The sequence below is a fragment of the Pectobacterium nicotianae genome (genome assembly GCF_023272715.1).
In the GTDB taxonomy this organism is placed as follows: domain Bacteria; phylum Pseudomonadota; class Gammaproteobacteria; order Enterobacterales; family Enterobacteriaceae; genus Pectobacterium; species Pectobacterium brasiliense.
In genome coordinates, this window is the sequence record NZ_CP096821.1 from 1,069,434 (window position 1) to 1,084,446 (window position 15,013).

At 47.8% G+C, this 15,013-nt stretch carries 7 protein-coding genes and 1 pseudogene; all 8 read left to right on the top strand.

Going from position 1 to position 15,013, the window contains the following annotated elements:
- Positions 1-305: 305 nt before the first annotated feature.
- Positions 306-2,015, top strand: a complete 1,710-nt coding sequence (locus MYB54_RS04725) for a class I SAM-dependent DNA methyltransferase (RefSeq protein WP_248721574.1) — start codon at positions 306-308, stop codon at positions 2,013-2,015.
- The gene (locus MYB54_RS04730) at positions 2,005-3,327 is read left to right on the top strand and encodes a restriction endonuclease subunit S (protein ID WP_040038328.1); all 1,323 of its coding nucleotides are present in this window, start codon (positions 2,005-2,007) and stop codon (positions 3,325-3,327) included. The genes MYB54_RS04725 and MYB54_RS04730 overlap by 11 nt, the downstream gene beginning before the upstream one ends.
- Positions 3,320-4,513 (top strand): DUF4268 domain-containing protein, encoded by a 1,194-nt coding sequence (locus tag MYB54_RS04735; protein ID WP_014916363.1) that lies wholly within the window; start codon positions 3,320-3,322, stop codon positions 4,511-4,513. Before MYB54_RS04730 ends, MYB54_RS04735 begins: the two co-directional genes overlap by 8 nt.
- Positions 4,507-7,638 carry a type I restriction endonuclease subunit R gene (locus MYB54_RS04740; protein ID WP_014916362.1) on the top strand — a complete coding sequence of 1,044 codons (3,132 nt, stop codon included), beginning with the start codon at positions 4,507-4,509 and terminating at the stop codon, positions 7,636-7,638. Before MYB54_RS04735 ends, MYB54_RS04740 begins: the two co-directional genes overlap by 7 nt.
- Before the next feature lie 110 nt (positions 7,639-7,748).
- Positions 7,749-10,781 carry a UvrD-helicase domain-containing protein gene (locus MYB54_RS04745; protein WP_014916361.1) on the top strand — a complete coding sequence of 1,011 codons (3,033 nt, stop codon included), beginning with the start codon at positions 7,749-7,751 and terminating at the stop codon, positions 10,779-10,781.
- 598 nt (positions 10,782-11,379) lie between these two features.
- Positions 11,380-11,571: pseudogene (locus tag MYB54_RS04750) on the top strand (MFS transporter); the annotation flags it as partial.
- A gap of 1,301 nt (positions 11,572-12,872) precedes the next feature.
- Positions 12,873-13,376, top strand: a complete 504-nt coding sequence (tssB, locus tag MYB54_RS04755) for a type VI secretion system contractile sheath small subunit (RefSeq protein WP_010282535.1) — start codon at positions 12,873-12,875, stop codon at positions 13,374-13,376.
- A 157-nt stretch (positions 13,377-13,533) separates the two neighbouring features.
- A complete protein-coding gene (gene tssC / locus MYB54_RS04760) occupies positions 13,534-15,012 on the top strand; it encodes a type VI secretion system contractile sheath large subunit (protein ID WP_248721575.1) in 1,479 nt (492 codons plus the stop codon).
- Position 15,013: the final 1 nt, after the last annotated feature.

Genomic DNA, 15,013 nt, shown 5'->3' on the forward strand with positions numbered 1-15,013 from the left:
GATTACCTTTAATCAAAATTTATGCGCAATTACTCACTTTTAACACTTTGTAAATTTATCGTTTCGATGCTGCGGGACTGTTCTTACAGTTCAAAGGATGAGCTGCGTATCTGGTAAAAGCGCTGAAGTTGCAAACGGAACGGCGGTTTAGTTTCCTATTATTCACCTCTCAAATGCAAATTTCTTTACGCAGTGGCGTTTGTAATCATTACCGTTCCGGGTATCATTTTGCGAACTGCATTCCAAAAATGAATTTGCAATAGGGCATGTTTGCTCTTTCTTTGCGATTTACCCCGAGGATTTTCATGAACAACGCCGAACAACAGTTCCTGAACGAGCTGGATAACAAATTCTGGAAGGCCGCTGACAAGCTGCGCGCCAATATGGATGCCGCCAACTACAAGCATGTCGTGCTGGGGCTTATCTTCCTGAAGTATGTGTCCGATGCCTTTGAGGCCCGTCAGCAAGATCTGATCACTCTGTTCCGCGATGTCGGCAACCCGGACAATATCTACGCGATGTCGCGTGACGGTTATGATTCTGATGAAGAGTATGCGCAGGCGATTGTTGATGAACTGGAAGTGGAAGATTACTACGCAGAAAAGAACATCTTCTGGGTGCCAAAAGCCGCGCGTTGGGAAACGCTAAAAAACAAAGCCATGTTGCCGACCGGTACTGTGCTGTGGGTGGACGAAACTACCGGGCAGGACGTCAAACTGCGTTCTGTCTCCTGGCTGGTGGACAATGCGTTGGATGAAATTGAAAAAACCAACCCGAAGCTGAAAGGTATCCTGAACCGAATTAGTCAGTATCAGTTAGGCAACGAGGTACTAACCGGGCTGATTAATACCTTCTCTGATGCAAACTTCAGCAACCCGGAATATAACGGCGAGAAGCTCAACTTAAAAAGCAAAGATATTCTCGGCCACGTTTACGAATATTTCCTGGGGCAGTTTGCGCTGGCGGAAGGCAAACAGGGCGGCCAGTACTACACGCCAAAAAGCATCGTTACCCTGATCGTCGAAATGCTGCAGCCGTATAATGGCCGCGTGTACGACCCGGCGATGGGTTCTGGCGGCTTCTTTGTGTCCAGCGACCGCTTTATTGAAGAGCATGCGGGCGAAAAGCAGTACAACGCCGCCGAGCAGAAACAGAAAATCTCCGTCTACGGTCAGGAGTCGAACCCGACCACCTGGAAGCTAGCGGCGATGAACATGGCGATCCGTGGCATCGACTTTAACTTCGGCAGCAAAAACGCCGATACCCTGCTGGACGATCAGCACCCGGATCTGCGCGCCGACTTCGTGATGGCTAACCCACCGTTCAACATGAAGGAGTGGTGGAGCGCGAAGCTGGAAAACGACGTGCGCTGGAAATATGGCACGCCGCCGCAGGGCAATGCCAACTTCGCGTGGATGCAGCACATGGTCCATCACCTGGCACCAAAAGGTTCGATGGCGCTGTTGCTGGCTAACGGCTCGATGAGCTCCAACACCAACAACGAAGGCGAGATCCGCCGCAACCTGATCGAAGCGGATCTGGTCGAGTGCATGGTGGCATTACCGGGTCAGCTGTTTACCAACACCCAAATCCCGGCCTGTATCTGGTTCCTGACCAAAGACAAATCTGGCAGTAACGGCAAAGCGCACCGCAAAGGCGAAGTCCTGTTCATTGATGCCCGTAAGATTGGCTTTATGAAAGACCGCGTGCTGCGTGATTTCAGCCGCGAGGATATCGCCAAAATTGCCGATACCTTCCACGCTTGGCAGATGGATAAAGAGTATGAAGACGAAGCCGGATTCTGCTTCTCTGCAACGTTGGAAGATATTCAAAAAAATGACTTTGTGCTGACCCCTGGGCGCTACGTGGGTGCCGCCGAGCAGGAAGAAGACGATGAACCCTTTGCCGAGAAGATGGCACGCCTGACGGCACAGCTGAAAGATCAACTAGAAGATAGCGCGAAGCTGGAAGAACAGATTAAGGCGAATCTGGGGGGGCTGGGTTATGAGTTCTGAATGGGGGAAAAAAAAACTAGGCGATATATTCACATTACAGAGGGGTCATGACCTTCCATCCCAAGAACGTAAGGTTGGTCAAATACCAGTCATGGGGTCATCTGGAGTTACAGGTTACCATGATCAATATAAAGCGAAAGGGCCCGGTGTAATCATAGGACGTAGTGGTAATTCCATGGGGCAAATTTCTTATGTCTCGGGAAATTATTGGCCTTTAAATACATCTCTTTATATTACTGATTTTAAGGGGCATAGTCCTGAGTTCCTATATTATTTCCTTAAGCAGATCAATTTTGATCAGTTTAATTCTGGAAGTGCTCAGAAGTCACTAAATAGAAACGCAGTCTACCCTTTCGAAGTGAGTTTTCCTTCGCGTTATGAAACACAATCAGCCATTGCATCGTTTTTATTTTCTTTAGAGAATAAAATTGAAGTTAATCAGAGAGTCAACCAAACCCTAGAACAAATGGCGCAAGCCCTGTTCAAAAGCTGGTTTGTCGATTTTGAACCGGTAAAAGCCAAAATCGCAGCGCTGGAAGCGGGCGGTTCGCAGGAAGACGCGACACGTGCTGCCATGACGGCGATTTCCGGGAAAGATACTGATGCGCTGGCGGTTTTTGAGCGTGAACACCCTGAGCACTATGCTGAGCTAAAAGCCACGGCAGAACTGTTTCCGTCTGCGATGCAGGAGAGTGAGTTGGGGGGGATTCCTGAAGGGTGGTGCTATGGTCCATTGAGCGATATTGCCACTTTTGCCAACGGGAAAGTCGATATTTCCTCTCTGACACCAGATACATATATTTCCACTGAGAATATGCTGGAAAATCGAGCCGGTATTTCTACTGCTTCTTCATTACCATCTGTAAACAGCGTGCCTGATTTCAGATGTGGACATGTTCTGATTTCCAATATCCGCCCTTATTTCAAGAAAATTTGGTTAGCTCGGTTCGAGGGGGGACGTTCGGCGGATGTGTTAGCCTTTGAAGCAAGAGACTCTATTGCCGTGGAGTATATTTACAATCTGCTTTATCAAGAATCATTCTTTGATTTTATGATGCTGACGTCTAAAGGTGTGAAAATGCCTCGGGGAGATAAAAAAGCAATAATGGATTGGCAGTGTATTTGCCCTGAGAAGAAAATAACACACGCTTTTTCAAAGGCTGTTGGTAAGTATTATTCATTTATTGAAAGTAATAATGTTCAGAATAAAACGTTAACCCAACTCCGCGACACCCTACTCCCCAAACTGCTCTCAGGTGAAATCACCCTGCCGGAAGCCGAGCAGGCGGTAAGCGAGGCGGAAAATGTATAAAGTCGATACGCCGACCAACAGCCTGCACTCCCTGCAAGAAGTGTCGTTCAGCAGCCTCGGCTTTCGTGAACGCGATCATCTGCAGGAGTGGCTGGCGAAAAACCCGCAGGCGTTAACCCGTGATAACGATGATGAACTGCTGATTATCCAGAAAGAGTTCGCCGGTTTTGACGACACCAAAGAGCGCCTCGACCTGCTGGCGATCGATAAACAGCGCAACTTGGTGATTATCGAAAACAAGCTTGATGACTCAGGGCGCGATGTAGTGTGGCAGGCGCTGAAATATGCCGGTTACTGCGCGAACCTGCGCAAAGATCAGATCCTCGACATCTTCCAGCTCTATCTCGATAAATACGAACCGGAAGAGACTCGTCCGGCGGCGGAAGTGATGGCGGAGTTTCTGGAGTGCGAAAGCCTCGATGAGGTGCAAATTAATCAGAGCCGCACGCAGCGAGTGATGATGGTCGCGGCCAGCTTCCGTAAAGAAGTGACCAATACCGCTCTGTGGCTGATGCAGTTTGGCCTGCGGGTGCAGTGTTTTAAGGTTAAGCCGTATAAATTCAACGACGATGTGTTTGTCGATATTCGCCAGGTGATTCCGACGCCAGAAGCGGAATCCTTCATGATCGGTATGGCACAGAAAGAAGCCGAAGAACAGTCCACCAGCGGCGGGGTCAAAGCGATCCTGATGATCCGCAAGGCATTCTGGACCAAAGCGCTGGAACGTCTGAAGGCCAGCTCTTGCACACTGTATAACAATATCAGCCCCTCGACCGACCATTGGCTCAGTGCTGGCTCCGGTATCAGCGCCGTCTCATGGAACCTGATTTTCAGCAAAAAAGAGAGCCGCGTTGAGCTGTGGATTGCCAAATCATCGGCGGAGAGCAACACCTTTGCATTTAATTGGCTGTATGAGCGTAAAGATACGATTGAAAACACTTTTGGCCATGCGCTGAAGTGGGAGCCGTTGCCGGGCAAAAAATCGTGCCGAATCTCTTTCGCCACGCCCGCCACCAGTCTGGATGAGAGCAACTGGCCAGCGATGATTGACTGGCTGTTGGTAAACCTGACGGCGTTTGAAAAAGCGCTCGACCCTTTTATCGCTCCATTGAATATGGCGCTGAAAGAGATTTCTAACGCGCCGGAAGAAACGGAAGAACCTGAGACAGAGGAAGCCCGATGCTGAGCGAAGACGATTTAGAACAGCAATGCCTGAAATGGTTTGCTGAACAGGACTGGGAAGTGCTGCACGGGCCCGATATTGCGCCGGATGGCGATAATCCGCTACGTGCCTCATTCCATGATGTGTTTCTGCGCCCGGTGATGCTGGAGCAGTTGCAAGCCATCAATCCCCATCTCCCTGTTTCCGTGCTGGAAGAGGTGATACTGCGTATTACCCGCCCCGAAAGCCCGGATCTGGTCGTCAGCAATAAAGCATTCCACCATCTGCTGCTCGACGGGGTGCCCGTTGAGTACAAACGTGAAGACAAAACGGTTCACGATAAAGCGTTGCTGATGGATTTTAACCACACAGACAATAACCGCTTTATGGTAGTGAATCAGGTCGCCATTCAGGGCACAAAACAGGTTCGTCGCCCGGATGTGATTGGCTATATCAATGGCCTGCCTGTGGTTGTGATTGAATTGAAAAGCCCGATTGATGCGAATGCCGATATCTGGGCTGCGTTTAACCAGTTACAGACCTATAAAAACGAGCTTAGCGACCTGTTTATCTGCAACGAAGCGCTGGTGGTGAGCGACGGGCAAAATGCCCGTATTGGCTCTCTGACTGCGGACGAAGAACGCTTCCTGCCGTGGAAAACCGTCGCTAATGAAGACGACAAACCGCAGTTTGACTGGCAGCTTAAAACCGTGGTGCAGGGCTTCTTTAACCGTGAGCTTCTTCTCGATTACATTCGCTACTTTGTTCTGTTTGAGTATGACGGCAAACGGTTGATCAAGAAAATTGCTGCCTATCACCAGTTCCATGCTGTGCGCGAAGCCGTCGCGGCAACGATTGTGGCGTCTACCGGTAAACACCTGCCGCTGCGTAGCAACATTACCCCCGGCAGTAAAAAAGCGGGTGTGGTATGGCATACCCAGGGCTCAGGCAAAAGCATTTCAATGTGCTGTTACGCTGGAAAGCTGCTGCAACAGGCGGAGATGAACAACCCGACCATCGTGGTGGTGACCGACCGTAACGATCTTGACGGGCAGCTCTACGCCACATTCTGCCAGGCGCAGGGCTTGCTGAAGCAAACGCCTTTACAGGCTAACGACCGCGACGAATTGCGCGAGCTGCTCAATGCCCGTGAATCCGGCGGCATCATATTTACCACTGTGCAGAAGTTTGCGCCTCTGGACAGTGAGCAGAGCCATCCAGCACTCAACCTGCGCAGCAATATCGTGGTGATTTCCGATGAAGCCCACCGCAGCCAGTATGGCCTGAGTGCGACCCTAGACCGCGAAACCGGGGTTTATAAATACGGCTACGCAAAACACATGCGCGATGCGCTGCCAAATGCGTCGTTTATGGGATTCACCGGGACGCCGATTGCGTCTGAAGATAAAGACACCCGTGCCGTGTTCGGTGATTATGTCTCTATCTACGATATTCAGGATGCGGTGGATGACGGCGCGACGGTGCCGATTTACTACGAATCCCGGCTGGCAAAACTCGACCTGAACTATGAGGAGTTAGAAACACTCTCAGATCAGGTGGATGAGCTGGTGGAAGATGAAGAGACAGGTCAGCAAGAAAAGACCAAAGGCGACTGGAGCCGTCTGGAAAAGCTGGTAGGTTCAGAGCCGCGTATCAAACAGGTAGCCGCCGATCTGGTTCAACATTTTGAAACGCGCAATGCAGCCATGAATGGCAAAGCGATGGTTGTCGCCATGAGCCGCGATATCTGCGTGAAGCTCTACAACGCCATCGTAGCGATCCGCCCGGACTGGCACAGCACGGATGTCGAACAAGGCGCAATCAAAGTCATTATGACGGGCTCAGCATCAGATAAAGACCATCTCCAGGCTCATATCTACAACAAGCAGACCAAAAAGCGTCTTGAAACTCGTTTTAAGGATTTGAACGATCCGCTGAAGCTGGTGATCGTCCGTGATATGTGGCTGACTGGGTTTGATGCGCCATGCTGCCATACTATGTATATCGACAAACCGATGCGCGGCCATAATCTGATGCAGGCCATTGCGCGCGTTAACCGCGTGTTCCGGGATAAGCCCGGCGGGCTGGTGGTGGATTATATCGGCATTGCGAACGAGCTGAAGCAGGCGCTGAAAACCTATACCGACTCAAAAGGGAAGGGGCAGACCACGGTGGATGCCCGGGAAGCTTTTGCCGTCCTGCTTGAAAAAATCGACATCATTCATGGGATGTTCGCGTCCTTAGCAGGAAAATCAGGCTTTAGCTACGAAGGCTTTTCTCGCGATCCTTTGGCGTTCTTGCGCGATGCCGTTAACTACATTCTGGGTCTGGATGACGGTAAAAAGCGTTACCTCGACGTCTCGTTGGCGATGAGTAAAGCTTGGTCATTGTGTAATACCCTTGATGAGGCCGAACCTTTACAAGAGGAGTTCGCGTTTCTTTCGGCGGTTAGGGTGGGACTGATTAAGCTTGATCCGAAGGCAAAATTTGGCCAGTCAGAGAAAAATTCCCTGTTAAGCAAGATTCTCGATAACGCCGTTGTTGCGACTGGTGTCGAGGATGTGTTTGCCCTGGCTGGGTTAGATAAACCTAATATCGGTCTGCTGTCTGATGAGTTCCTGGAAGAAGTACGGGAAATGCCTCAGCGTAACTTGGCCGTAGAACTGCTGGAAAAACTGCTCAATGATGGCATTCATGCTCGTTCCGGCAACAACGTCGTACAGCAGAAGAAGTATTCCGACCGTCTGAAAGCCGTATTGCTTAAATACAATAACCGCGCCATTGAAACCGCGCAGGTGATTGAAGAGTTGATCCAGATGGCTAAAGCGTTCCAGGAAGCGATGGCGCGCGATGATGCACTGGGCTTAAACCCAGATGAAATCGCTTTCTATGATGCGCTAGCAGAAAATGAAAGTGCGGTGCGTGAGCTAGGAGATGAAACACTCAGAAAGCTGGCTATTGAAGTCACGCGGCAGCTGCGTAAATCCACCACTGTAGACTGGCAGGTACGTGAAAGTGTTCGTGCGCGGCTCCGTATTCTGGTGCGCCAGACGCTGCGTAAATACAAATATCCGCCGGATAAAACCGCGGGTGCGGTAGAGCTGATTCTGAAGCAGGCTGAAGTGGTGTCTAACAGCTGGACGGTATAGCGCCTTCACTTAGATTGAGAGGGCTAAATATCACTCTCCGGCAACGTTGAATGTTCCAATTCATTCGGTCATCTTTTTAAATTTCTATATTTGTGATTTTTCAATAAAGAATGGACACATTAAATCCACAGTTGCAAAGTGAATATAACCTCGGCACACACCCACTTTACGATCTGTGGGGCATCTGGCGTCGGCGGTCAAAAAAAATATCACTGTCTCCAGGCCAATTGGTATTCAAATATCATGGCGTAAGTGAGAAATTGCCTATTGGCGATATTAAAAATATTAAGTTAAAGCAAAGATGGTTATATGCTGAGATTGTAATTGGGACAGAACGTGAATCATATCGTTTAAATGGTTTCAACTTTCAGCAGCTTGAAACGCTTATCCAAAAGATACAGTGTGCAGCTCTGGATATTTTTCAGCATAGCGTCGAGTGGCGGGAGTTACTTGGGGTAGTCAAACGCTATCAAAAAGGGCATCACTATTTCTCTTCATGGGAATGGCGCTCTTTGTCACAGTTAGTTCTGGTAAAACAACGTTTGCAGGACCTTGCCATTGACGCCGATTTTATTGCTCGTGAAGGCAGCAACCCAATTGCACAACTGGCACTGAAGTTATCCGTGGCTGATGTTTCAGAATCAGGAAGAAATCACTTTAACGAGCTGGTCATCCCACAACTCTTGTCGTCTTATCAAACTTTCTTTGATCACATCGAATCACAGCCACTGAGTGCTCCTCAGCGTAAAGCATGTGTAACTAATGATGATCATACTTTGGTTATTGCTGGTGCCGGTACAGGTAAAACGTCGACATTAATCGGTAAGGCGGGGTATCTATTGAAGGCTGGTTTAGCTCAGCCTGAAAACATCTTAATGCTGGCTTTCGGTAACAAAGCCGCGCGGGAAATGGCTGAACGTATTTCTGAGCGGTTGCCAGAGAGTGGTGACAAGCTAAAAGCGACAACCTTCCATGCTTTCGGTAATCGTATCGTTGCTCAAAGTATTGGCGTCAAGCGTTCGCTTACACGTTTTGCTGAGCAAAATAATGAATTACGCCAATTTATTGAATCAACATTAGAAGCAGAAGTCAGCCTCCGTGATGATTATAAAACAAATTTAGTTAAATATTTTGTTTGTTATAGCACGCCAGGTCGTTGTGAATACGATTTCAATACCATTGAAGAATATCATGAATTTCTACAAAGTTGTCGTCTGATTACCCTGACTGGGCAATGGGTTAAAAGTGTAGGCGAATTGCGGGTTGCCAACTATTTGTATTTGTATTCTGTACCCTTCGAGTACGAGGCGAATTATGAGATCAGCACAGCAACCATTGAACGCCGCCAGTATAAGCCTGACTTCTATTTGCCGGGAAGTAAGACCTATATTGAATACCTTGGCGTCGATCGGGAAATGAGAACGGCCCCTTTTGTCGATCAGGCCACATATCTCGAAGGATTAGCCTGGAAACGGAAATTGCATAAACAGCACAATACCCGCCTAGAAGAGTTGTATAGCTATCAATTGAGCGAAGGGACGCTGGAAGAAAATATCCTCGATATACTTAATCGGGTTGAGGAGCCACAGCATTTACGTGACACAGATACACTCCTAGATGAGCTTAAAAGCTCTGGTTCATCGCCGTGGCAGGGCTTTATAGATTTGATGCTCCGTTTTCTTAGCCTTTTCAAAGAGGGGCAATTTTCGTTTCCAGACCTCCTAGCGTCACCTCAACGTATAGATATGGGGCGTACCCAGGCATTTATCGAGTTATTTAAACCCGTTTATGATGCCTACGAAGCTCATCTCAAAGAGCAGCAAGAAATGGACTTCAGCGATATGATCGCGGAAGCGACAACGGCACTTCAGGAAGGACTGTTTCATCATCGTTATGACTATGTTTTGGTCGATGAGTTTCAGGATCTTTCTGGTGGGCGAGGGAAGCTATTAAAAGCATTACTGGGAACCCGGGATAACATGCGGCTGTTTGCAGTAGGGGATGACTGGCAAGCCATTTACCGCTTCAATGGCTCGGATCTCCGCTTTTTTACCCGCTTTGATCATCAGTTTTCGCCCGCGAGAATGTTACCTCTGGACAAGAGTTATCGTTTTAACAATCGCATACATGAGCTTAGTTCTACCTTTGTTACTCGAAATCCGGCGCAGTTGAAGAAAGAGATTACTACCCACGTACAGGTGGAACATGCGGCAGTACAACTGCTCGATATTCAGGAAAAAATACCCGGTATTGACCTTGCCGATCATAACCAAAAGAAAGCTGAGGCTTATCGTCAGCAAATCAAGAGAGCACTTACTCGTTGCCAAAATCGGGAATTGAGACTTAACAGTACCCGTCAAGCACCAGTAATGCTTATTGGCCGCTATCGTCTGGAAAATATGCGAGACCTTAAGGAACTGGACGTAAAAGCGCTAATGGTCGAATTTCCACTCCTGGATATCCAATACCAGACGGCGCATGCCAGTAAAGGCCTGGAAGCAAATTACGTGCTCCTGCTGGGACTCGAAAAGGGGAGTTTTCCATCAGCAAAAGAAAATGATGAGCTGATAGACCTTCTTCTCCCAGAGCAAGAGCCATACCTGTTTGCCGAAGAGCGTCGGTTATTTTATGTCGCCGTTACCCGTGCCCGTCACTATGTATTTATGATCTTTGATAGTCAGAACACCTCAGTTTTTGTTGAGGAAATTGCAAAAATGGGTAAACAGCTTATTACGAAAAGTGATTCTCTTGAGGTCGGTCAATGGAGTTGTCCAGATTGTGAATCCGGCTCCTTAACGGGCAAAGTGAGTCGCTATGATAAAAAATTCTATGTCTGCTCTCACTCCCCTGCCTGTGATTATATGGCTAGTGCCTGCAAGCAATGTAGCTCACCGATGGTGATGTACAATGGTATGCAAAGGATATGCGCGAACCCGGAATGTAAGGAGATTGAAATTGTCTGTCGACGCTGTGGTCTTGGCACAATGGTTAAGCGTAAGAACAAAGATGGTGGCGTTTTTTATGGCTGTAACCGCTATCGTAGGGATGAAGCAGACTGCTGTTATGAAAACATTACGAGCGAAGAGTACGATCGGAGAGTAGACATCGCAAAACAACATGCAGCGATCATGCAAGAGAGATGATGAAATCAACATTTGAGTGGATACGTAAAGCACAACGATGTCTGCGGATGCCATCGTCTTGGTTACCAACAACTTCGTGGTACGTCTTATTTTACTGCTCTGTGATTCAGATTCGCGATCGCCACGTGAGACTATTTTGCCGACAATGGGATTGTGATTCCGGTTGGTAAACTTACAGACAACCTGGTTGTGATCAGTGGTGCGGGCCACTTATCGGAACTCATTGGTTTTCTTGAACAGGGCGACATGTTCCAACCGTGTGGTGGGGAAGAGAGCCCTACTGGGCAGAAGCCCTATATGAAGTTTCACAAGTAATGCAGGATGGTGGCCGCTTGGTCACTATTGACGTTAAGAAAATCTGTAAATATCTCGGAAAAATGAACCATTCAATTTTAGATATCTTCCGACATACTGATTACCTCCCTTCAGTTATCTACTCTTTCGGCTCCGCTATTCAGCATAATAAGAGGCAGACGATTCACTATATTTGCAAATCCTCTGAGGTCGTATTGCAGCACGGATAGGAATATTAGAAACCTAACTTCTATCCCGCCATACCACGAACCACTTTCACGTAATGTATCCACCAGCAGCGAAAATGCTGGGGCTGACGCTGTTGATAGCGATCTCTGGCGCGATCATCGCGTTGGCACCCAACTATATGATCTACATGGCAGGTCGTGCACTGATAGGGATCGCTATTGGGGGATTCTGGTCGATGTCGGCGGCGAGCGCGATTCGTCTGGTTCCTACGCATCAGGTGTTGCGTGCACTGGTTATTTTTAACGGCCGGTTCGCGTTTGACCATAGCTGCTACCAAAGCTCTTTCACTATCAGCGGCATGTTCTTAGTGATAGACGCCACTCTGGCTTTATTGACGTCCGTAAAGGTCTCCACCCAACCCACTGAGGATGATTCTCCAATGAGAACGTTTCCCAGGCGCATTCAAAGGCGTTTAGCGAAGACGCGTACAAACGTGTAGGTCAGCCGAAAGAGCTGTACATCGTTCTTCAAAGATAACCTGAAGTAATGCAAAGAAGGGCGTCCTGTCAGGGCGCCCTTCTTCCACGATATTGCGGATAATCCGCTTCACGATATCTTTTGATGGCTTAATGCTTTTTCCCTCATTTTTCCTTTCCGTCGCATGCCGAGAATCACGTTCAGTCTGGAATAGTCTTCTACCGAATAACTGCCATTTTTTAGCCTGAAAATGACGTCAAAAAGATCATTTCACTACACCTCACGGTGGTTTTTGTTATGAAATAACGCAAAAAAACCATGGTAAGTCATTAGTTCTTTTCTTGTGATTTTTGATAGTATAAAAACCCGTTAATTTTCATTAATAAATCAATGATTGCTAAACTATCTAATATTTATTTCTTAACAGGGAAATAGTTTATTAAGGTAATGGAGATATTTGTTCTGTCAAAAGTAAAAAATAGAGGGTAAATATTTTCACTAAATTAAAATTAATGAGCTTTTTGTTATTGGTGATTTTTATTAGCGCATTAAGTATTTCGTTTTTAACGAAATTAAAAGGCATAAAATATATGCCTTTTCCGTTAATTGAAAATCAGCGGTATATTATTTTTTCTTCCGTTTATTTTTACTTAAGATTAATATAATTTATTGTTTTTAATGTATTTTGTGTTTTAGTGGTTCCGTTTAGTTGCTCTGCTATATAAGCATTGACCGTGCGTTTGTGTTGTGTGTATGATCCAAACTCAAAATATAAATGTATTTAATTCCTTCTTGGTGTGATTCTTTTTACGCCGATATAAGCCGTAACATTACGGTTTTATTATGCTTTTTAATTCGGTTTTTAATTTATTTCATCTCGCTGGTCGAAAAACAAATACGCTATACCCTAAATAATTCGAGTTTCAGGAAGGCGGCAAGAGAAGGAATCCCGATGAGCTTACTCAGGTAAGTGATTCGGGTGACTGAACGCAGCCAACGTACATGCAACTTGAAGTATGACGGGGATATTTGTTTGCCGAATTGCTGCCGTTCTTATGGACTATGGCGGGCTTTTGGTAGGAATCGACTTTACTTCTCCGGGCCCGAGTGCCCTTACGTTGGTATAGACACATGGCAAAAGGAACTGATGGTGCATCTGTCGCACCAAAGGAACGTATTAATATCAAATATGTTCCGGCCACTGGTGGTCAGCAGGCGGAAATAGAATTGCCGTTGACGCTGATGATCGTGGGAAATATGAAAGGGCGCACAGAGGAAACGCCGATCGAAGAACGTCAGACCGTATCGATCGATAAGAACAACTTTACCTCAGTGATGAAAGAAGCAAATCTGGAATTGAATTTCAGTGTGCCAAACCGCCTTGAAGAAGAAAGTCAGGACGACCTGCCAGTGAAATTGAGCATCGGCGGTCTGAATGATTTCTCCCCTGACCGCATTGCCCAACAGGTGCCTGAATTACGTAAGCTGCTTGATTTACGTGAAGCACTGGTGGCGCTGAAAGGCCCCCTCGGCAATATTCCCTCATTCCGTAATCGTTTGCAGGATCTGTTGTCCAGCGAAGAAGCCAGAGAGCAGCTTTTGAAAGAGCTCGATCTGGTCAAACCCGCCGAATAATTGATGTTCATACACTAAATAATTCGAGTTGCATGAAGGCGGCAAGAGAGGGAATCCCGATGAGCTTACTCAGGTAAGTGATTCGGGTGAGTGAACGAAGCCAACGCACATGCAGCTTGAAGTATGACGAGTATATTGACGAAATAGGGAAACGAATATGTCAATAGTTGAAGAACAGGTTCAGGCAGGAGCCGCCAATGCTTCTGGATCGCTGCTTGATGACATCATGGCTCAAGCGCGTATCAGCCCGGTTGATGAAGGCTACAGCGTTGCTAAACAGGGCATTGCCGCGCTGGTCGCTAACATTCTTGATAGCGGTAATGCAGCAGAACCCGTGAACAAAGCGCTGGTCGATAGCATGATCGTCGAACTGGACAAAAAGCTCAGCAAGCAGATTGACGTTATTCTGCATGCGAAAGAATTACAGGAACTGGAATCTTCCTGGCGTTCGATGAAACTGCTTATCGATCGCACCGATTTCCGCGAAAACATCAAACTGTTGGTGTTGCATGCGACGAAAGAAGAGCTGTTGGAAGATTTCGAATTCGCGCCTGAAATCTCACAGTCTGGTTTCTATAAGCACGTGTATTCCAGCGGCTACGGCCAGTTCGGCGGTCAGCCTATCGGTGGCGTAATCGGTGACTATGCGCTGACGCAAAGTTCACCAGATATCAAGCTGATGCAGTATGTCAGCGCCGTGGGTGCGATGGCGCATGCGCCGTTCATCTCTTCCGTTGCTCCGACCTTCTTTGGCGTGGATCGCTTCACCGATCTGCCTTCCATCAAAGATCTGAAATCCGTTTTCGAAGGCCCGGCCTACACGAAATGGCGTTCGCTGCGTGAGTCCGAAGATGGTCGCTATCTGGGGCTGACGGCACCGCGCTTCCTGGCTCGCCTGCCTTATGACCCGGTAGAGAACCCGATTAAGGGCTTCAACTACAAGGAAGATATCAGCACCAATCACGAACACTATCTGTGGGGCAATACCGCCTATCTGATGGGAACGGCGTTGACGGACAGCTTCGCGAAATATCGCTGGTGTCCGAACATCATTGGCCCGCAGAGCGGCGGTGCGATTACCGATCTGCCCGTGCATGTGTATGAAGCCATGGGCCAACTTCAGGCCAAGATCCCGACTGAAGTCCTGATCACCGATCGTCGCGAATATGAAATGGCCGAAGAAGGCTTTATCACGCTGACGATGCGTAAAGACAGCGACAATGCGGCCTTCTTCTCGGCTAACTCGGTGCAGAAGCCGAAGGTGTTCCCAAATACCAAAGAAGGCAAAGAAGCGGAAACCAACTACAAGCTGGGTACGCAACTGCCGTACATGTTCATCATCAACCGTCTGGCGCACTACATCAAAGTGCTGCAGCGTGAACAGATTGGTTCATGGAAAGAGCGTCAGGATCTTGAGCGTGAGTTGAATACCTGGATTAAACAGTACATCGCCGATCAGGAAAACCCGCCGGCAGATGTTCGTAGCCGTCGTCCTCTGCGTGCCGCACAAATCAAAGTGCTGGATGTAGAAGGGGAACCAGGTTGGTATCAGGTCACTATGTCTGTGCGCCCGCACTTCAAGTACATGGGGGCGAACTTTGAGCTGTCGCTGGTAGGGCGTTTGGATAAGGAATAAG

Coding starts and splice junctions, on each gene's coding strand:
- MYB54_RS04735 (WP_014916363.1), top strand. CDS start 3,320: ATGTATAAAGTCGATACGCCGACCAACAGCCTGCACTCCCTGCAAGAA.
- MYB54_RS04730 (WP_040038328.1), top strand. CDS start 2,005: ATGAGTTCTGAATGGGGGAAAAAAAAACTAGGCGATATATTCACATTA.
- tssB (WP_010282535.1), top strand. CDS start 12,873: ATGGCAAAAGGAACTGATGGTGCATCTGTCGCACCAAAGGAACGTATT.
- tssC (WP_248721575.1), top strand. CDS start 13,534: ATGTCAATAGTTGAAGAACAGGTTCAGGCAGGAGCCGCCAATGCTTCT.
- MYB54_RS04745 (WP_014916361.1), top strand. CDS start 7,749: ATGGACACATTAAATCCACAGTTGCAAAGTGAATATAACCTCGGCACA.
- MYB54_RS04725 (WP_248721574.1), top strand. CDS start 306: ATGAACAACGCCGAACAACAGTTCCTGAACGAGCTGGATAACAAATTC.
- MYB54_RS04740 (WP_014916362.1), top strand. CDS start 4,507: ATGCTGAGCGAAGACGATTTAGAACAGCAATGCCTGAAATGGTTTGCT.